Origin of the sequence: Bacillus sp. BF2-3 (assembly GCF_008368795.1) — a bacterium.
Lineage (GTDB): Bacteria > Bacillota > Bacilli > Bacillales > Bacillaceae_G > Bacillus_A > Bacillus_A cereus.
This window is the reverse complement of sequence record NZ_QOSA01000045.1, coordinates 1-17,027: the sequence shown is the minus strand read 5'-3', so window position 1 is coordinate 17,027 and position 17,027 is coordinate 1. Positions and strand designations below refer to the sequence as shown.

The window sequence follows — 17,027 nt, the reverse complement described above, 5'->3', positions numbered from 1 at the left end:
CAATTGGGGTGCAGTTCATTCCTCTGACTTCTTCTAAGGCATCTTTATACAAGTAGAGAATCGCCTTTTCCAGTTCGTCCTCTATCTTTTGGAGGTGTTTCTGCTTCTTGTCCCATTCCACTAGGCTCACCTACCTTGTCGAGATTCATGGAATCAGCCTCTTCTTCCTGCATCTTCTGTATCTCCGTTTTCGGATCAGAAACAACAGATAACATAGATAATCGTGTTTCTTCACTTACTAAGCCTTGTAGTTTAGACTGCACATCAGCTTCATCAGCTAAGTTGGCTGGAAGGTTTCGTGTGAATTGGAACGTCATACAAAGATAGTCTAGCTCTCCTTTATTTGAGCGTAAGTTCCAAGCGTCAAACAATAACTTAAATTGTTGTCGCAATGATTTAGTAAACTTCATTTCTAATGTTCCTGATTTAGTTTCTAAAGCTAATAACTTGTAACGAATAGCAACACCAGTAAGGTTACCACCAAATGATTCATCAGAAAGGTTCACATGCTTTGTGAAACGGCATATATTCTTTTCTAATCTGTCGAGATGGTGTTCAAGTATGTTGTCATTAAGGTCCTTAGTTAAGAAAGAAGCCTCACCATTCTCACCTACATCAAGAGCTCCTGTTTGTTTTAGCTTCTCGATAGTATCATCATCTATATCAACGCCTTTAAAGATCATATAAGCCAGACGAAACTGTTCAATCTCACTGTTTACATCGGAAAACGAACGGTCGTAACCTTCAATAAGTGATATAGCTTTATCTACATCTCCTTGTAATTCTTCATTGTTAGGAAACCCAATAAGTGGCACACCTTTAAATAAGTTAGGAATACGTTCAGTCTCTGTTAACTTATCTAAATCTTCACCAGTGTACTCAATAATGTTTGTTTCATTGTAAAACTCTACTTTGTAACCATCCTTGAAATCATCGCCATCAATTACTTTGATTGGATAGCAGCGTATAGCGTATTTAGGTTCTGCAATGCTTGAATTCGTAAGAAATATAGCTTCGTAAGGTTTGATATTCATAACCTTTTCGATGCCTTCTTTATCGTGATACAGTAGTCTCGCTCCGTATCCACAAATAGAAGCGAACTTCCCTGTTTCTGCGTCAGCATCCTCAGTATGATTCGCTTTTAAAAAGTCCTGAATACGTTTCAATACTTCATCATCTTCATGATCTAAGCTGTATGAGATAGGCAACCCAAACATATAACCGATTTTTGTATCAATAATTTCAGAAAAAAAGTCATTGTTTAGCTTATTGTTAACCTTATCTTTATTACCATCACCTTTAAACTCGCGAGTAAAGATAGGCACACCCTTTTCACTTGCTTTGTATCGCTCGTACCTGTTAATCATGCGTTGTTTTAATGGTTCAAACTCATCAATAATTTTTTTTAGTAACTTTGATGTAGGCTCGCCATTTTGTTCATCCAGCAACGGAATATAGTGTTCAAACATCATCTCACCTCCTTAATAAATTGACTTAACAGCTCTGGCTTTTCTATTTTCACTTTTCTCTGTATAAATAGCATATCGTACAGCATCTAATACATCGTCCCATTCCTTCACTGGTTCACCTGTTTTCTCATTCCAAACGTACATAAATACTTCTTTCTTAAATCGCTCCACACGCTCAGATACAGCCTTGAAGCTTTCTGTTTTGATGTACTTTGCAACCATTTCTATACCAGATAAGACTGATTTATCAGCGTTTCTTGCTCGTAATCCCTCTCGTTTGAATCGTTTTATATGTTCAGGCCTTGCACTGTCACAATAAAAAAAGATGTTTCCATAACGTTCTTTCACGTCTTTGGCCACACCTACCCAATAATCTATTTCCTCATGTTGTTTCGCATATTCTTCTAAAAGATATAGATTCTCTTCATCATCTTCACCAATAACAACAATGGAGCCAAAATGCTCGTAACCCCAATCGACACCAGCGAAGTATTTCGTGAATTTAATATCTTTTAGATCAGTTTCTTCTATATAATGTACATCCTTATTAAAGTCTTTATATACAACTCCATCAGCACTGCACCATAATCCCTTTATGTTACGGTCATAAAACATTCCTTCAGGAGTAGAAGCTTTAATACGCTCTCTGTATCTTTCGTTTAAGAATGTATTATCATCTAATTCGTATTGAAATGCTTTGATTGTTACGTTGTCGTCTTTATCAATGTAATCTACTTTCAACCAATGTTCCGGATGGTCTGGGTTTGTATCGACTAATATACGAGCACCTTCACCACTGCAGCGTGATTTAATCTCATCGAATACATCTTTATTAGCAAGAGAACCTTCGTTCACATAAGCGCCATAAGCAGTCATACCGCGAATAGTATCTAAATGACTTATCTTAGAATGACCAGTACAACAAACAAGCACTCCAAATAGTTTAAAACGATTATATTTATCCATTTGAAAATCTAGGCCATACTTATTTGTGAGTTCAATCAATACGTTCTTTGCTAATGTACCTAATGAAGCGCCAGCCAATATATACTGTGGTAAATCTACATCTTCATTATCAGCAATTCTTCTTACTCGTCTTAACTCAGCAAGGAACAAGTCATTGTTTAAGATTGTTTTTCCAGTACGTTTAGCTCCATGCTGTATTAACATGAAGTAATCATTGTTATAAACGTAATTCAATACTTGTTGTTGCTTTTTGTTATATAGCTCATTCATGCTCATTTTTTAAACGCACCTTCTAACTTATCCAAGTATTGACCGATTTTGTCTTCTGCTGAATTTTCGTCTTTTAATTCATTTCTAATCTTGTCTATTTGAGCATTCATCAGACTCAATTTAGCACGTCTTTCATCATCTATATTAGCTAACTTATCAAAGTCTCGAATAAGAGAGGATAAAGTACTCATTGCTCTGGATTGGGCGTTTAGGAATGTTGCATGTTTATCCCAAGCGAATTGGATTTCCCATTCTTCTTCAAATCCACCCTCTGTAACTTTATTCTTGCGTAGTTCTTTCGTCGTATCTTCTTGGTATCTAACAAACATCAATCGTTGTGCTCTAATAATAGCTGTGTATTGAATCGTTATGTTTTCCCATAACATATCAATTGGATGCTTCTCCATGATTTCAGCAGCTAAATCCGCCACATCTTCTGGAAAGTGTTTGCGGAAAAATCCATGCGTCATGGCGTTATGGTTCCCTTTTGGAGCGCCATGACCCACAGCATTCTTATTACCCCATTTAGGGTTCTTGTTACCCGAATTCCCCACCGCATTCTTATTGCCAAAGGGTGCACCTGTTTTCTTGGTTTGGGCGCACCCTTTTTCATCTTTTTGGTGCACCCTCTTTCGATTCCAACCATGCCTTTTTCTCCAGGACTTAATTGTATTAATACTGACCTCATATTTTTCAGCCAGTTCCTTGTACTTCATACCTTGCATGTAATCTACTTGAGCTAACTCGTGTTTTTGTTTCACTTCATATCACCCACCACCTTCTATATAATAGGAAGTAACTTGCCTAGCTACTCCTTATGGTAAACATTAAATTACCTATTGTTTAAATCTATTTATTGTTATATAATATTTTATGTCTTTACTTATATGTGATTAAGATATATCGGAATTAGAAAAAGGAATCTTTCGGGATTCCTTTTTTTCTATAAGTATTGAAATTCTCTAAAACTCGATGTATTATATTTTTGTGTTTTTCTCAGTTCCCAAGCCGAGAATACATCATCACTTCTGAAAGGACCCGAACTCCAGCGGGTTCTTTTAAATTACTTGAACTCATTTTTGAATTATTGTATTATATTTTCGGGTCTTGCTCCATAAATCATTATCAGGAGAATCTGCAGGTTTGCAGGTTCTTTTTTTGTAAAAAAAAGCATCCTAATTTAGATGCTCTCTCACTTAAATTTTCTATATTATACTGATCCCCATTGTCATAAGGCTACCTAATACAATACATACTAATCCTATTAATATTAAAAACTCTGGTAACTCAAAGTGTCCGAGTATCATACATAGAATTAAACCTATAGGAAATACAAGGACTTCTATCCAACTTATACCTCCATGTTTCCTTATTATATAGGACGTAGTTATACCGATAATTAAAACTCCTAATACAATGAAACCTAATCCTACTACCATTCATCCACCATCTTTTTTCATTCATATTACCATAAATAAGCAATCATTAGAGTTACTTCTTTATAAAATAAAAAGCAGCGGATTCGCTACTTTTTATTTTATTATTTACTTCTACTTCGAAATTCCTGCCGTAGCTGTTCATATTTCTCCATCATGATTCCTCCTCTTTTAATTCTTTGGCTTTAGCATAAATAGTAGAACGCGGAACTCCCGTCATTTTTGAAATATCATTTACACTCAAACCATTCTCTTTCCTATTAAAGAATAAGTTCATAGCCTGCTTTACCTGTTTTTCATCCTGTCCCCTACGTCCCATATGTTTGCCCATTGCTTTAGCTCTTTCTCTTCCTTCAGCTGTTCTTTCGTTAATTAAATCCCTTTCAAACTCAGCAATAGCCCCTAGCATAGTAAACATCAATTTACCTGCAGGCGTTGAAAAATCAATTTGTTCTTTAAGAAACACCACCGCTATTCCTCGATCAGCTAATTGATTTACAATCTTATGCAAATCAAATATTGATCTGGCTAAACGATCTATTTTACAAACAATAAATTTATCTCCTTCTCTCATATACTCTAATGCCTTTTGTAATTCTTCCCGATCACTATTAGCTCCACTGTACTTTTCAGAATATATCTTTTCACATCCATATTCTGTTAACCTTTCAATTTGTGCATCTAAGTTTTGATCTTTTGTACTCACCCTGGCATAACCAACGATAGCCATCCAAATCACCTCAAAATAGTCTAAAAGTCTTAAGAATTATATACTTTTATTTTAGACTATCTTTTAGACATTAACAACTATCTGTTTACAAAGTTTTTACCTTATAAATTTCAACTGTACAAAAGGGTCAACTTTTAGACAGTTAAGTAGGACATTTATTTTATTTCGCTGTGTTCGTTTGTTTTGTAAAATTTTAAATAAAATTGAAACTGCGTCCTTCCGGTTAATAAGTACTAATTAAAAACATAACAAAAAAGAGTGCATTTTTTCATCGCACTCTTTCAACAGGCTTTACCAATCTCGATGCTCACCATGTCCATGTTCATGCTCACGATCGCGGTCATGATTACGTCTACGACGACACTCATCACAATCGCAATCACGTCTACAATGACAGTCGTTAAAATCGTTTCTTCTTCGTCTACGGCCGCAACCGCAAAATACTAAATCATCCCAAAATCTATTACAATCTCGAGAATGTCCAAAATTATTATCCCATCCCATAGATATGATTCCCTCCTCTAAAAATAGAATTCATCATATTCTATGATTAAAAGGTAGAAATAGTTTGTTTACTAGTCTATGTTTCAAACTAATAATATTTCAATTTGCAAGTCTATCTCACGTCTTATCTTTCCTTAACAACAAACAAGACGCCACCCAGATCATGGCAGCGCCTACGATAATTGCTATAAACTTAATCAAATTTATTTATCCTCACATTATTTATTTCTTTGTTTCCATACCCCATTCTCTTTACGATAAGTATTCTTGCCATCCATGAAGTCAGCTGTACTACCCGGAATTCTATATTTCTTATTCTTTTTCTTAGCCTTCTTCTTCAGCCTTTTCTCTTCTTGAACAGCTTGCAAATCCGCCTTCCATTGTTTCAACAAATCCTTTTCACGTCGCATCGAATTTGTACCCCTTGGATTAAAATGTGAACCAAATAATTAGATTCTACCTATTTATATAGAATCCTTTAATCCAAATGTACATTTTTTCCAGACTCTCGTTTAGCATGTACCAATTTCTGTTTTTTCTTCTATATAGACCGACGATATATTATAATCCTCTATATAACCAAGGAGGTTTACCATGATTAAATTTCATAAAACATTCCCCATCTTAGGATTCTTTTGGTTTTTATATGGTTTCATCGGTCTCATCTTTTTATTACTATTCCTTAGCGTGTAGTAACCACGTATATAAATGTCTGTTTAATATGTAATTTCTATATAGCAAAGAAAAAAGCACCCGTTATGGATGCTATTAAACCTTTTTAACGATGTACACTATCGTTTTTCTTGAAGGTATATGGTAAGCGAAATCATCATTTTTATGAATGTACGTATCGTATCTATCAATCACTTTAAATTTTGCATTTCCCGTCGGATCAAATCTTGATAAAGAATCACATAGAATCAAAGATTTTGTCCTGTCGGTTTGTAATAAGTCTGCAATTTGTCCTTCGGTGTATGTTTCTCCAACTGTTAACTCTTTTAAAATTTCATTTTCATAATATGCCATCATTTAACCTCCCTTAATCTTGTGCAAATTCTATATTCGACATAATTAAGGATTGCCCTTCTTAGTAAATACAAAAAGCCATCACCGAAGTGACAGCTTTTAAGGGGATGGAAGAAAAGAGAGAAAACAAATGGCAAAAGTTTCTCTTAGATCAAGGCTAAGTACTTTCAACCTTCTCCAAGCCACCGCATCATGTAATTTTTTAGCTCTTATTAGCTACGCGCTTTACGTTCGGTGGCTGGGAGAAGACTAGGAATCTTCTCGTTTACACTCCGTGGAGCTGGCCAATACATCAGCTGTCGCAGGGCCTTAGCTGACCATTTTTTTATATAGCTGGAATTATTATATCCAAGACGTATATGTTTCTTCCGACGCCTTGTTTGAACCAATACACTAGAGGGACGGAAGGGGAATGTTTCCGCTGTATTGGCTCAAACAAAGAGTGGAACTCTTTGCCCTCGTTTTGGTCATTAATAAGAACCTTGAGTAATTACTAATGTACGAGATACGTATACTTTTTAGCTTTTTAGAATGCAAGTGTCACTCAATCATGAGCAACCACCCCCATTCCATTTTCAAGAACCGATATATTAGAGAGAAATAGACTTATATTTATTATCAACCCAGAGGACGCATTCCGAGCTGATTAATAAATACAATAGAAACAGCATGACGAATGCGAGTTATCTCACACCCGTCACACTGGAATATGTCTTCATTTGTTTTAATTGGTCTTTTCGTCATAACGCGGGTTCTTACCGCCTTGCCCGCCCTACTATGCGGTATACGTTACCGTGATATTCTCGCATAAGAACGTTTCACTTATAGGTGTACTAATCCTCTTCGATATGCGGTTGTCAAAGGGCTTGTACATTAAGAATACTGTTGATTTCATTATCAAAATTCCCCCTATTTAGTCCCCATTTTTGTCGGTATTTTGTCGAAGTTTTAAAAAACATAAACATTCCAATTTATTATATTTTTTCTTTTTTTGATAATATTTGTATCCAGTTCAGGTAATAATATCATATAATTAAGCTATTATAATTTTATAAAAGCAAGGATGGTTAGACATGACGGTACAACAAGAAAAAGTAACAAAGCGCGTGGTTTGTAGGAAATGCAAATCAGATCAAATAGTCGGTAATAAGCGTGGTTATAATTTCAAAAGGGCGTTTTTTATTCTGTTTCTTCTGTTAGGTACACTTATAACTATTGGAATAGTTTCTAATTTTTTATATGTTATAGTTCCTGAAAATTCTATGGATGGAGTTGTTGGACTTTCTGCAATTGTTGGTCTTCTTATTGTACTTCTAGGACCACCGATAATTTTATTCAGTGGATTTGTTGGTAGAAAAAATATTGTTAATGGTTGCATGAATTGCGGACATACATGGATGCCTAAAAAATAAACCATAAAAAGCCAAATGGATAGTTAATTAATAACTGTTAATTTGGCTTTTTATGGTTTATTAAATCATCCCTAAAGATGTAGCGATCAATCGAATCGCATTTTTCTTCTTATAATAGAAGTGATCTTTCTTCATCGATAATTCAGTGTAAATAAAGCTGTCTTTCGGCTTATCTGCATTTAAGTATTTCCTCTTGATGATTTCTGCCTCGTCATAGTCTAAAACATACTGTAAAGCCTTATCGATCTGCTTGAACTTAATATTGCTAATATATCTCGTGTCTCTAATCTCCGGGAACAAACTGATTCCTTCGTGTTGTAACTCCACTTCATTCTCAAAACGAGTTTTCAATGCGCGGTATTCCTTTAGTATTTTCACTACTTCTTTCTGAACCTGTTTTTCTGTCTCTCTATCGATAGCCGGTAATAATGTTAATTGTCTCTCCATGAAGGAATCCCCCTATTTCTGAATTTGTCTTTTTACATTCACATCAGGTACGTGAAATTTTACTATCTTATTATTGAATAAGGGAAACATGCGTAGCGAGTAGCCCCCACCATACACTCTGCATTGTTCCGTTATTCATTAAGCCTTTAATAATCTATGTTTCTTGTTGGCCATCTTCTCTTTTGCTACTTCAATGTTATCCGTTACCCTCTTATGGTCCTGATCAATCTGAATCATGCCATCAAACCTAACTGGAGCCACTGCTTCATCTACGTATTGTAAGTAATCGATCGGGGCTCGTTCTGTCTGTTCTACTAAGTATCCATAAATATCGAAGTCTGCTCTTGGTATAGACTTCTTGCCCTTCGGTTGATGAGACATCCTTACATAAGATTGAATGACTGATAGTGGCACTGCGAATACTGACTTATCCTTACTGAATTCTATAAGGAAGAAGCATATCGCTCCCATCTTCTCCGCTTTCTCCAGGTAATCCAATTGATGCTGTGCAATGTTCTTTAAATCAAAACGTGTGTCTTTCTCTGTAGACTTCGCTTCAAATGCTACAGCTCGTCCCTTATATACACCGTCATAGTCTACTGTGCTCTTTGCTTCATAGAATCCATTTAGTACACGGCCACCTTTGCTCTTTAACACCTTCACAGGAGTCGGACGCTTGTTAATAAGCGCCACTCCCCCTCTTTGATACATATCATTCGCTAGATTAATAAGCATTTCAAATGCCATACCTCTGTTTCCTTGTCCCACTGTTATTCCTCGCTTTCTATTCAAAGGATTATTTTGTTGAATTTTTTACAACCAATCATTAAAATATCTTATAATCGTTATATACAAACTTATTTTTAGGAGTAGATAGAATGCCAGTTACACTCGAACTTATTCTTTTCATTCTTATAGCAATTAGTGCTGTTGGCTATTTGATAAAAGAATCTCAAAAAACTAAGAAAAGAACCCTTGGAATTTCACTAGAACTTTTAGTTCTTTTCTGGTCAATATGGAGAATATCGACTATCATAATCCAAATTTCAGAATATAATTTCTCGTGAATAAAATTAAATATTCCGTCAATAATGTATATGACATCAGATTTTCTCCTTGTTCCCCCTTGGAGAACCTAGCAGTTAGCTAATTTGGCTAGCTGCTTTGGTGTGTAAAACAAAGCATTTATAAAAAGCTTTCTCAACACCCAATCAATGGAAATTAATTACCTTTTATGGTAATCTGTTGGTAATCCCATAAAGATCTATCGTTCCATTAACAGGACCCGTCCCCCTAATCGGGTCCTGTTAAATATTCTCTATTAAAACAGTGTTTTTGTTTAACTATCCTCTGCGCTTCTTCACATCCTACAATTCCATATGCAATATTACATATCCTATATGTTCAATTTATAAACATGTAATAATTGGTTTATAAAATATTTAAAACTAATATTGAAAGGAGAATACTAAATGTCTTTCTTTTCGTGGTCTCCTCTTATTTTCTTAGCAGTTGTTGCAATTATCATTTCTATTAAAAAGAATAAGAAGCAATAGTTTTAAATAGTTACAATAATTTATTTCTAGGAGGTGTATTTATGTCATTTACAGTATGGAGTGCAATTTTTATGACTTTAATCGGCGCAATGTCCGGAGCAATCTTTGGTACAATTTCTTCTAAGAAGAGTAAAAATACCAACTAAAAACCTACTAATAAAAATGAATTTTTATTTTAGTGACAGCTGATACGCTTTTAATATTTCAGCTGTCATTTTCCATTCAAATAACTATTTTGTTCACTTTTTTGATACATTTACGAAACATTTATGTGTTATCTTCAGTAAGTTCTTTTCTTTTCATAAAATTGTGTGAGTTATACCGACACAAGAAGCCCTAGATCCCTAAATCTAGGGCTCCTTCGTTTTAATAACCATTTTGTTTAACTTGATGTATAGACAACTATATATTTAGATGTTGAAATATTATTGTGATTCCTACTTGGTTTCACATACGACTCTTTTTCTGTGATTATGGGGTTCTTACGTAATAGTAAGGACCATTTTTTTATTTAGTGCCCATAGCCAGTAAATCCGAAACCCATATTTCTCCTTTCTGATTCCAATAATCCCAACGTTTCTACTAACGCTATGACGCTTACAGGTGTCTCGCTCAATCAAATGAATTTCTACCCTTTAAATACGTCATAACGCTATGTCCCCTAATCTAAATTCATTATCTCTTCTAAGGTTCTATCGGAAATATACGTGGTAATAATCTGTATTTTTCCGTATTTTCTTTTAGCCATTTCTATAGCTTCGCTCTCGGACTTCGCCTCAAACCAACGAAGCTTCCACTTCTCGTCTTTGTCGTAAAACTCTACTGAATACGTCATAACGCTATTACGCTTCAAGAATTTGTTCACGGTACTTGTTGCGGTATAATCAAAACTTCCGACTACATCCTCCAGTGTTAGTTGTTTCATGCTCCTAACCCCATTGGACGCGATTTGATTTTGTTCTTATCGGCCTGATCCATAATTAATGCGGCGATTTCTAGTTGATTCCTTCCTAACTCTTTTGCTATTTCAAGAATATCTTTATCCTCATCCCACATTTCTCGTAATTGAATCACTTCACTTTCATCGAACACTAAGTCCAACTCTTCTAGAGCAATATATAAGTTACGACGCGACTTCTTCATGTACTTTCCCTGCTGCAACGCCATTGTGTAATTCTCCTTTTCCAAATCCGTTCCAAGTCGTGGCATCCCATTTCCCCTCCAGTTGTAATTGATGAATTTCTCGTAACTCCGCCATAACGGCATGACGTCTTCTATCCACTTCTTCAAGACTGCAATTCCCTGCTTCGCAAATACACGGTGCAAATTGATAGCAGCCATTCCCCATATCGTTGCTAATTACTCCCGTTCCTTCACATACACACATCGGTTATTCCCCCTTTAAAATGGCAATGCCTTTCTTCTGTAATCCTTTGTTTCTTCGAATTTTATTGTTCTAAAATTATTAAGAATTCGTGATACGATTCGCTCGTCATATGCCTCATCTAAACGCTTTCCTGTGAGGTTTGTCGTAAAGATAGTAGATTTACCTTGCCTACCATCGAAAACATCGAATAGCACCCTATTAATAAAGTTTGTTGCTTTTGTATTGGCATCTAATGCACCTAACTCTGCTCCCAAATCATCGACTATTAATACCTCTGCTCTTACTAAACTTCTAATAATTGCATCTTCAGTTAACGTACTATCTTTACTGAATGTACTTTTAATCTTTCGTAGCAATTCGCCAACTGTAACGAAGACAACTGATTTCCCTGCTCCTGCAAGCTGATCCGCTATAGCGTAAGCAAGATGTGTTTTCCCTGCTCCGCAATTCCCGGCCATAATCGTGTTAAATACTTTACCGTTGAGGTAATCTGTAGCAATTACCTTTGCCAGTCCAAGGTTCTTCGCTCCTTCCTCGCTAGTAGGTTGGTAGTTTTCAAAGTTAGCTTTCTTAATGTTGCTATCGGCTATCATGCTTTGTTGATGGAACATGAACTTCTTCTCATTCGCTTTATCCGCATCGTATTTCGCTTGTTCTTGTTGCTGAAGCTTCTTACTTTCGTTTTCAAGGAAGCATCGAGGGCAAACAACTTGTCCACCGAACTTCATCTTATTCATGCCATGTGTATCACACACATCAGAATCCATAGTCATATTCACCTTTTTGGCTATATCGGTTTGTATTGCTGCCGTTGCTCTCTGCATTGTTCTTCGCTCCCTTTTTAGATTTCATTTGAATAGTTAGTTGGTCGAACTTCTCCCGTAGCTTTTTAGGAGATAAAATGTTACCTTGCCAGAACGGATCAGCTTGGCACCAATCAATAACATCCTTAATCTCTTGTGGTTCTCTGTTGTCACGTTCTCGCATTAATCTAAATTCATTTGCCCAATTATTGAAGTTAGGTTCTTTTTGCTTAGGATTGTTCCCCTTAATTTTTTCAAATAGATACTTAGCCCCATTAATGTCGCAAGTTTCAAACTTGTGACGAGGAGTCTTTTTTTCTTTTTCTTTTTCTTTTTCTTTTTCTTTTTCTTTTTGTCCCCGTATCGTGGACGTATCGTGTGACGTATCGTCAAGACCCGCATAAACACTGACTTTTTGTACTAACAAGATGTTTTCTGTTCGTTCTAGCACCAGTCGTACTAACGATAAATCTTTAATACTTTTAAGCTCTTTCTTTATGCAATCCTCAATCGGCTTGCCACCTTTGTTAAGGTTGTATTTCCCCCAGTTAAGTATGCAAAGCTCTCTAGTTTCTTCGTTATAAACTACCAAATCATGATGATTAATAAAGCGATCCAATAAAGCTTTTGCACTTTCAATTGAGTAACCCAATTCAAAAGCCATTTGTTTTCTAGTTATCTGGTAAACTCCAATTTGGTTTGTATGCTCATTAGTCAATAGATAGAGGTAAAAGTATTTATCCTCTGGCGTCATCTCTTCTGAAACTCTTGCATCTGACCAAAATGAAGTTTGAACGTGTCTGTATTTCGCCATTTAGTCCACCTTCTTCATCCAACATTCATAGCTCACATTGTCTTCCATGCCAGTAAACCGAACCTTTTCTCTCCCCCTAAATTTACCTTCATGATAAAAAGTTCTTTCTGCCCTATATATTCGTTTAATTGGCGTTACATAGTCATAACCTCGTTTTTCTAAATCCCGAACTGCTGTTAACATCTCTTTCATCGATCCACGCCTTACAGGTATCTTAAACATCACGCATTCGCCCTTTCGCATACCGCTATGTCGCCTTGAATTTTGATTATTTTATATCCTGGGTAGCGATCGGGAGTGATGTACTCAATCGCCTTTACTCTTGCTTCTTTTTCATTCCGTGCGCCCTTCCACACCCACTTCGGAAGGACGACTTTAGATTGATTTTTGTCTAACATAGGTCTTTCACTCCTTATTTACTGAGAGAAAATTCATGGTATAATAGAGGTAACTAATTTTAGGGAATATTTTCTCTACAGCGCTCGTTGCCATCGAGCTTTTTTTATTTTTCAATAGCTAACTTTCTGAAAGTTTGTTAAAATTTAGTTACCGATATGTGTAACAACTGGCCTGTGCTTCTGTACGGGCTTTTTTGATGCTTTCACACATCGGAATATCCAGGAACCTCTCAATAAGGTGGAGAACCCTATTAAATCCCTGAATATTCAGACAAGAAAAGGTTTGTCTACGTTCATAAATCTGTAAAATCTTTATATAAAAATTTAATGAAATATGTGTTAAACTTATTACATTCCAAGAAGTCCTTTACTTTTAGAATCGACAATTCTTCAATACCCTTAGTCTTGTCCTGCATCCCCTTGCAGGGCTTTTATCATTTAGCTAGAGTGATATACCTCTTGTATGTTTCCTCAACCTTATCTGCGCTGTTATGTACACCCTTTGATCTTAAATCCTTTATAATCCACAAGATTTTTTTTCGTTCATATTCATCACGCTGCTGTTTATTTATCATCTTGTGACCATCCTGTCTTTTTATCCCAGACATCAACTCTGTGTACTAGATATGCCGATAGACATATAACTGCTGATACAATCGCCAGTGATAATGTACTTTCCTCCATCATTTACACCGCCTCCCTATCCATTTCTGGAATAATTCCGCGTTTCGTTAGAAGTTCGTTACACATGCTTCCAAGTCTCATTTCTTACAACCTTCCCTATAGTTGAATGTGATGTTCCGAATGCTCTAGCCATTGCTCTAGCTCCATATTTAGAGTGGCCTGGTTTGTAGTGTTTTCTTATCCATTCAATTTGTTCTTCAGTAAAAACAGCTGTATGAATCTGTTCACCTTTTGCGTTTAAATCATTTTTAATTGCATGTTTTTTATTTTCCTTATCTGTCACAAATTCCAAATTGCTTAATCTGTTATTAGTCTTATCTCCATCAATATGATTAACTTGCATCTTCTCTTCTTGGCACTTATTAAAAGATTCAATAACTAATCTGTGTATATAAAATCTCTTTTGTATTCCTTTTTCGTCAGTTAATCCTATTCTTAAATAACCTTTTTTGGTAACAACAGGTGTTAAGATTCTGCCTTTTACGCTATTCCCTCTTTTTATAACTGTTTTAACTCTACCTAGATTGCTAATCACATATATCCCTTCATAACCTATTAAATCTACCCATATCTCATTTTGCTCTTTTGATTCCACAGTTCATTTCCTCCAAACGATTAATTATGTACACCTGTCCTTTTGGAGCGACTCGCATTGTGATTCAAGTTAATGCTCATTTTTCTTCTCAAAAACTAGTTACCGTTCGAACTTTACCGAATCTTTCATTGTTGAAAACCTGTAATTGATTCATTTTCTTTCTCCTCCAGCCTTTAGGTTGTCATAATGACAACTTTTTGAGTAAAAAAAAGTTCATCTATTGATACTCCAAGTGCATTTGCTAAAATAGGTATCTTTTCAGCATCTAATCTTCTCTTGCCATTTTCTATGAAAGAAATAGCTGAAGCGTGACTAAAACCAAGACTCTTAGCCAGTTTTGATTGTGTTATATCTTTTTGTTTGCGAATATCTCTAACTCTGTTTCCAAATGTCATATCCGCCTCACCTCCTATAGTTGTCATTTCGTAAATGTAAACCCCTGTTTTGTCACTTTGTTTTAATTTTTTTTACAAATAGTGAAAAGTTGTCAAAAAGTATATATACTGTAATTAAAGAATAATACTTCGCAATGGGATCTTATTTATAAAGGGGAATAATAAAATTATGAACTTAAACGAAAGATTGAAAGCGTGCCGCGAAAAGAAGGGTTACACACAGACTTTCATCTCAGAAAAATTAGACGTAAACAAAGCCACTTTATCTAGTTACGAATCAGGAAGACGTAAACCTGACTACGAAACATTAACTAAACTAGCAGACATATACGAAGTTTCTATTGATTACTTATTAGGAAGAGCGATGCATCAAAAGTTAACAGTTAAAGAAACAGAAGAGATAAGTAAAGAAACTAACGAATGGATGACACTGATTAATCAACTATCAGAGGACAACAAAGAGTTGTTTAAATCAACAATTCAAAGCTTTATATCTAAAAACAAAACTCCGTAAGACTAATTACTGTCTACGGAGTTTTGTTTTACTCTTTTCCTTCGTTTGATAATTCTAGTAGCATTTCACGGAGATGTTCAATATTTACCCCTTCGACCGTCTCCATTATCAATAACTCTGTAACTAAATTCTCCATGTTCATTCCCCCTGCATCCTCTATATAATTTGTGAACAATTCACATTCGTTAATTATTTATTTTTTTTGAAAAATAGTTAACATTCCCTAAAACGACGAATGACATCTTCTAAAAAAAGAAGATGTCATTCATTAAATATATAATTTAAACGCCCGTCCCTGGATCAGACATTTTTAATGTAATTGTAAGTTGAGTATCCTTAGCTAACTGCTGAGGTTGCTTTTTTTGGCTATCAGAAGGAGCGAATAAAAATCCACCTGACAACGCTAAAATAGTAATAAGCGATAAAACCTTATTCATTTATGTATCACCTCACCCTCATAAATTATAACATTTTTTCTATATAATCCCTAGAGATTTCTTAGGTAATTGAGCATAAAAAATATTCCCTAATCGCTCAAACATATCTAGTGATTTCAATAACAGTTCTTTGTCATTTTTCGCTAGGCCTAAATAGTAAATTTGAAATGCGCTCAGTTCCCCGTTCTCTTCTTTCAACTTCATTAAAATTTCAATTGCATGTTCATTATTACCCTTTTGTATTTCTAAATATGCTTGTTCAGCAGCATGTAATGGTTTAATATTTTCTAAATCAACTTTATGATGTATTTTTAGAAACTCAATAGTATTAGCTATCATTGTTCTTCTCATTTCCATTTGATTACTCGACTCTTTCTCTAAAATGCTCAATGCTTTTTTCAGATAAAATAGCGATTTGTCAAAGGATTCATCACATAGCATAAACGATTCTCCCAATACACCATATACTGTTGCTTCTACAACAGGAAAACGATTATTGATAGGTATACTTTGTATCACTTCTTCGCATATTTCTCTTAGTTTTTCTAGTTCGTATGCGGTTAAATGACCATGAATTGCACATTCCTTTATCTTATAAAAAAACGATTCTCTTAGATAAGGATCTTTAATATCATTTAGTTTCTCCATTAAAAAATCGGATTTGTTAACCATTAACTTGAAGTTACCTTGATCGTAAGCTGATAGCATTTCTATTTCTTCGGATAAAATCTCTAATTCTTTACTTTTTAATTTGAGGTATTTCTTTCTCTTATTTAATTCCAAAAGTAATTTTTCGCCTTTTATGTGTCCTTTATATCTTTTATAAATCAGTTCATACAAGCTTGCCCATTCGCGATTTTCTTTATTTGCTGAAGTCATTTCTTGGTCTACTAGTCGTTTTAAAAGTTCCAACTCTCCATGAGCCATTAAATAATTCATCGCAATTTTTTTATTAAGATGTCTTTTAGTATTAGTAAAGTATTTAGCGCAAAGATCTCGACGTAACTCTACATCATTAGGATAAGCGATTTTTAAAAGTTCTCCGTACTTGTCGAATCTAATTCCATCTTTCTCCTTAAAAAATTTAGAAACCGTCACGTTGCTTAAACTGATTTGTTTTGAAATATTTCTATCGCTTATTCCTTTAGCGTACAAATCATTTTGTGTAAATGTCAAGATGATCA

Annotated in this window: 23 protein-coding genes and 1 pseudogene; 4 read left to right on the top strand and 20 right to left on the bottom strand. The window is 35.0% G+C overall.

Features of this window, described 5'->3' with window-relative positions; all coding sequences use genetic code 11:
- Window positions 1-44 precede the first annotated feature (44 nt).
- The 7 genes from DN401_RS25860 to DN401_RS25825 form a co-directional block, all read right to left on the bottom strand.
- Complete coding sequence (locus DN401_RS25860) at window positions 45-1,469, bottom strand: phage portal protein (RefSeq protein ID WP_100655122.1); 1,425 nt, start codon at window positions 1,467-1,469, stop codon at window positions 45-47.
- A gap of 12 nt (window positions 1,470-1,481) precedes the next feature.
- Window positions 1,482-2,711: a PBSX family phage terminase large subunit gene (locus tag DN401_RS25855; protein ID WP_098661337.1), complete on the bottom strand. Its 1,230-nt coding sequence runs from the start codon at window positions 2,709-2,711 to the stop codon at window positions 1,482-1,484.
- Window positions 2,708-3,466 (bottom strand): phage terminase small subunit, encoded by a 759-nt coding sequence (gene terS / locus DN401_RS25850; RefSeq protein ID WP_100655123.1) that lies wholly within the window; start codon window positions 3,464-3,466, stop codon window positions 2,708-2,710. Before terS ends, DN401_RS25855 begins: the two co-directional genes overlap by 4 nt.
- An 829-nt stretch (window positions 3,467-4,295) precedes the next feature.
- The gene (locus DN401_RS25840) at window positions 4,296-4,871 is read right to left on the bottom strand and encodes a recombinase family protein (RefSeq protein ID WP_098213108.1); all 576 of its coding nucleotides are present in this window, start codon (window positions 4,869-4,871) and stop codon (window positions 4,296-4,298) included.
- A 291-nt stretch (window positions 4,872-5,162) separates the two neighbouring features.
- The gene (locus DN401_RS25835) at window positions 5,163-5,375 is read right to left on the bottom strand and encodes a hypothetical protein (protein ID WP_080451094.1); all 213 of its coding nucleotides are present in this window, start codon (window positions 5,373-5,375) and stop codon (window positions 5,163-5,165) included.
- 218 nt (window positions 5,376-5,593) lie between these two features.
- Window positions 5,594-5,785, bottom strand: coding sequence for a hypothetical protein (locus DN401_RS25830; protein ID WP_070179320.1), 192 nt, complete (start codon window positions 5,783-5,785; stop codon window positions 5,594-5,596).
- 358 nt (window positions 5,786-6,143) lie between these two features.
- Window positions 6,144-6,401, bottom strand: coding sequence for a hypothetical protein (locus tag DN401_RS25825; protein ID WP_100655124.1), 258 nt, complete (start codon window positions 6,399-6,401; stop codon window positions 6,144-6,146).
- 1,073 nt (window positions 6,402-7,474) lie between these two features.
- Here DN401_RS25825 and DN401_RS25820 point away from each other — a divergent pair.
- Window positions 7,475-7,813: a hypothetical protein gene (locus DN401_RS25820; RefSeq protein ID WP_000218072.1), complete on the top strand. Its 339-nt coding sequence runs from the start codon at window positions 7,475-7,477 to the stop codon at window positions 7,811-7,813.
- 60 nt (window positions 7,814-7,873) lie between these two features.
- Here DN401_RS25820 and DN401_RS25815 read toward each other — a convergent pair whose 3' ends face one another.
- Both DN401_RS25815 and DN401_RS25810 read right to left on the bottom strand, forming a co-directional pair.
- The gene (locus DN401_RS25815) at window positions 7,874-8,260 is read right to left on the bottom strand and encodes an ArpU family phage packaging/lysis transcriptional regulator (protein ID WP_086404365.1); all 387 of its coding nucleotides are present in this window, start codon (window positions 8,258-8,260) and stop codon (window positions 7,874-7,876) included.
- 138 nt (window positions 8,261-8,398) lie between these two features.
- Window positions 8,399-9,028 (bottom strand): Holliday junction resolvase RecU, encoded by a 630-nt coding sequence (locus DN401_RS25810; RefSeq protein ID WP_100655125.1) that lies wholly within the window; start codon window positions 9,026-9,028, stop codon window positions 8,399-8,401.
- Window positions 9,029-9,138: 110 nt separating this feature from the next.
- On the opposite strand from DN401_RS25810, the gene DN401_RS25805 reads away from it, so the two are divergent.
- Window positions 9,139-9,327, top strand: a complete 189-nt coding sequence (locus DN401_RS25805) for a hypothetical protein (RefSeq protein WP_098770398.1) — start codon at window positions 9,139-9,141, stop codon at window positions 9,325-9,327.
- Between the two features lie 445 nt (window positions 9,328-9,772).
- Window positions 9,773-9,962 (top strand): annotated as a pseudogene (locus DN401_RS30530) (hypothetical protein).
- 515 nt (window positions 9,963-10,477) lie between these two features.
- On the opposite strand, the gene DN401_RS25800 reads toward DN401_RS30530, so the two are convergent.
- The 9 genes from DN401_RS25800 to DN401_RS25765 all read right to left on the bottom strand — a co-directional run bounded on the left by DN401_RS25800 (window position 10,478) and on the right by DN401_RS25765 (window position 14,892).
- Entirely contained in the window at window positions 10,478-10,741 is a 264-nt protein-coding gene (locus DN401_RS25800; RefSeq protein ID WP_086404367.1) for a hypothetical protein, read from the bottom strand.
- Entirely contained in the window at window positions 10,738-10,983 is a 246-nt protein-coding gene (locus tag DN401_RS25795) for a helix-turn-helix domain containing protein (RefSeq protein WP_149288029.1), read from the bottom strand. The genes DN401_RS25800 and DN401_RS25795 overlap by 4 nt, the downstream gene beginning before the upstream one ends.
- Entirely contained in the window at window positions 10,940-11,203 is a 264-nt protein-coding gene (locus tag DN401_RS25790; RefSeq protein WP_075140676.1) for a hypothetical protein, read from the bottom strand. The genes DN401_RS25795 and DN401_RS25790 overlap by 44 nt, the downstream gene beginning before the upstream one ends.
- A 14-nt stretch (window positions 11,204-11,217) precedes the next feature.
- Window positions 11,218-11,976, bottom strand: a complete 759-nt coding sequence (locus DN401_RS25785; RefSeq protein ID WP_100655127.1) for an ATP-binding protein — start codon at window positions 11,974-11,976, stop codon at window positions 11,218-11,220.
- A complete protein-coding gene (locus DN401_RS25780) occupies window positions 11,960-12,820 on the bottom strand; it encodes a hypothetical protein (protein ID WP_100655128.1) in 861 nt (286 codons plus the stop codon). The genes DN401_RS25785 and DN401_RS25780 overlap by 17 nt, the downstream gene beginning before the upstream one ends.
- Complete coding sequence (locus DN401_RS25775; protein WP_000472847.1) at window positions 12,821-13,042, bottom strand: hypothetical protein; 222 nt, start codon at window positions 13,040-13,042, stop codon at window positions 12,821-12,823.
- Complete coding sequence (locus DN401_RS29970) at window positions 13,042-13,218, bottom strand: hypothetical protein (protein WP_166739839.1); 177 nt, start codon at window positions 13,216-13,218, stop codon at window positions 13,042-13,044. The genes DN401_RS25775 and DN401_RS29970 overlap by 1 nt, the downstream gene beginning before the upstream one ends.
- A gap of 742 nt (window positions 13,219-13,960) precedes the next feature.
- Window positions 13,961-14,497, bottom strand: coding sequence for an NUMOD4 domain-containing protein (locus tag DN401_RS25770; protein WP_100655129.1), 537 nt, complete (start codon window positions 14,495-14,497; stop codon window positions 13,961-13,963).
- A 173-nt stretch (window positions 14,498-14,670) separates the two neighbouring features.
- Window positions 14,671-14,892, bottom strand: coding sequence for a helix-turn-helix domain-containing protein (locus DN401_RS25765; protein ID WP_100655130.1), 222 nt, complete (start codon window positions 14,890-14,892; stop codon window positions 14,671-14,673).
- 169 nt (window positions 14,893-15,061) lie between these two features.
- Between DN401_RS25765 and DN401_RS25760 the strand changes: the two genes are divergently transcribed.
- Window positions 15,062-15,406 (top strand): helix-turn-helix domain-containing protein, encoded by a 345-nt coding sequence (locus tag DN401_RS25760; protein WP_001052323.1) that lies wholly within the window; start codon window positions 15,062-15,064, stop codon window positions 15,404-15,406.
- Window positions 15,407-15,687: 281 nt separating this feature from the next.
- Here DN401_RS25760 and DN401_RS29965 read toward each other — a convergent pair whose 3' ends face one another.
- Together DN401_RS29965 and DN401_RS25755 are read right to left on the bottom strand one after the other, a co-directional pair.
- Window positions 15,688-15,843 (bottom strand): hypothetical protein, encoded by a 156-nt coding sequence (locus DN401_RS29965; RefSeq protein WP_001045309.1) that lies wholly within the window; start codon window positions 15,841-15,843, stop codon window positions 15,688-15,690.
- Between the two features lie 39 nt (window positions 15,844-15,882).
- Entirely contained in the window at window positions 15,883-17,025 is a 1,143-nt protein-coding gene (locus DN401_RS25755; protein ID WP_218944373.1) for an AimR family lysis-lysogeny pheromone receptor, read from the bottom strand.
- Window positions 17,026-17,027: the final 2 nt, after the last annotated feature.

Excerpts from the sequence above, each read along its gene's own strand:
- DN401_RS25860 (WP_100655122.1), bottom strand. The coding sequence starts at position 1,469 with ATGTTTGAACACTATATTCCGTTGCTGGATGAACAAAATGGCGAGCCT.
- DN401_RS25855 (WP_098661337.1), bottom strand. The coding sequence starts at position 2,711 with ATGAGCATGAATGAGCTATATAACAAAAAGCAACAACAAGTATTGAAT.
- DN401_RS25840 (WP_098213108.1), bottom strand. The coding sequence starts at position 4,871 with ATGGCTATCGTTGGTTATGCCAGGGTGAGTACAAAAGATCAAAACTTA.
- DN401_RS25835 (WP_080451094.1), bottom strand. The coding sequence starts at position 5,375 with ATGGGATGGGATAATAATTTTGGACATTCTCGAGATTGTAATAGATTT.
- DN401_RS25830 (WP_070179320.1), bottom strand. The coding sequence starts at position 5,785 with ATGCGACGTGAAAAGGATTTGTTGAAACAATGGAAGGCGGATTTGCAA.
- DN401_RS25825 (WP_100655124.1), bottom strand. The coding sequence starts at position 6,401 with ATGGCATATTATGAAAATGAAATTTTAAAAGAGTTAACAGTTGGAGAA.
- DN401_RS25820 (WP_000218072.1), top strand. The coding sequence starts at position 7,475 with ATGACGGTACAACAAGAAAAAGTAACAAAGCGCGTGGTTTGTAGGAAA.
- DN401_RS25815 (WP_086404365.1), bottom strand. The coding sequence starts at position 8,260 with ATGGAGAGACAATTAACATTATTACCGGCTATCGATAGAGAGACAGAA.
- DN401_RS25805 (WP_098770398.1), top strand. The coding sequence starts at position 9,139 with ATGCCAGTTACACTCGAACTTATTCTTTTCATTCTTATAGCAATTAGT.
- DN401_RS25800 (WP_086404367.1), bottom strand. The coding sequence starts at position 10,741 with ATGAAACAACTAACACTGGAGGATGTAGTCGGAAGTTTTGATTATACC.
- DN401_RS25795 (WP_149288029.1), bottom strand. The coding sequence starts at position 10,983 with ATGGCGTTGCAGCAGGGAAAGTACATGAAGAAGTCGCGTCGTAACTTA.
- DN401_RS25790 (WP_075140676.1), bottom strand. The coding sequence starts at position 11,203 with ATGTGTGTATGTGAAGGAACGGGAGTAATTAGCAACGATATGGGGAAT.
- DN401_RS25785 (WP_100655127.1), bottom strand. The coding sequence starts at position 11,976 with ATGACTATGGATTCTGATGTGTGTGATACACATGGCATGAATAAGATG.
- DN401_RS25780 (WP_100655128.1), bottom strand. The coding sequence starts at position 12,820 with ATGGCGAAATACAGACACGTTCAAACTTCATTTTGGTCAGATGCAAGA.
- DN401_RS25775 (WP_000472847.1), bottom strand. The coding sequence starts at position 13,042 with ATGTTTAAGATACCTGTAAGGCGTGGATCGATGAAAGAGATGTTAACA.
- DN401_RS29970 (WP_166739839.1), bottom strand. The coding sequence starts at position 13,218 with ATGTTAGACAAAAATCAATCTAAAGTCGTCCTTCCGAAGTGGGTGTGG.
- DN401_RS25765 (WP_100655130.1), bottom strand. The coding sequence starts at position 14,892 with ATGACATTTGGAAACAGAGTTAGAGATATTCGCAAACAAAAAGATATA.
- DN401_RS25760 (WP_001052323.1), top strand. The coding sequence starts at position 15,062 with ATGAACTTAAACGAAAGATTGAAAGCGTGCCGCGAAAAGAAGGGTTAC.
- DN401_RS29965 (WP_001045309.1), bottom strand. The coding sequence starts at position 15,843 with ATGAATAAGGTTTTATCGCTTATTACTATTTTAGCGTTGTCAGGTGGA.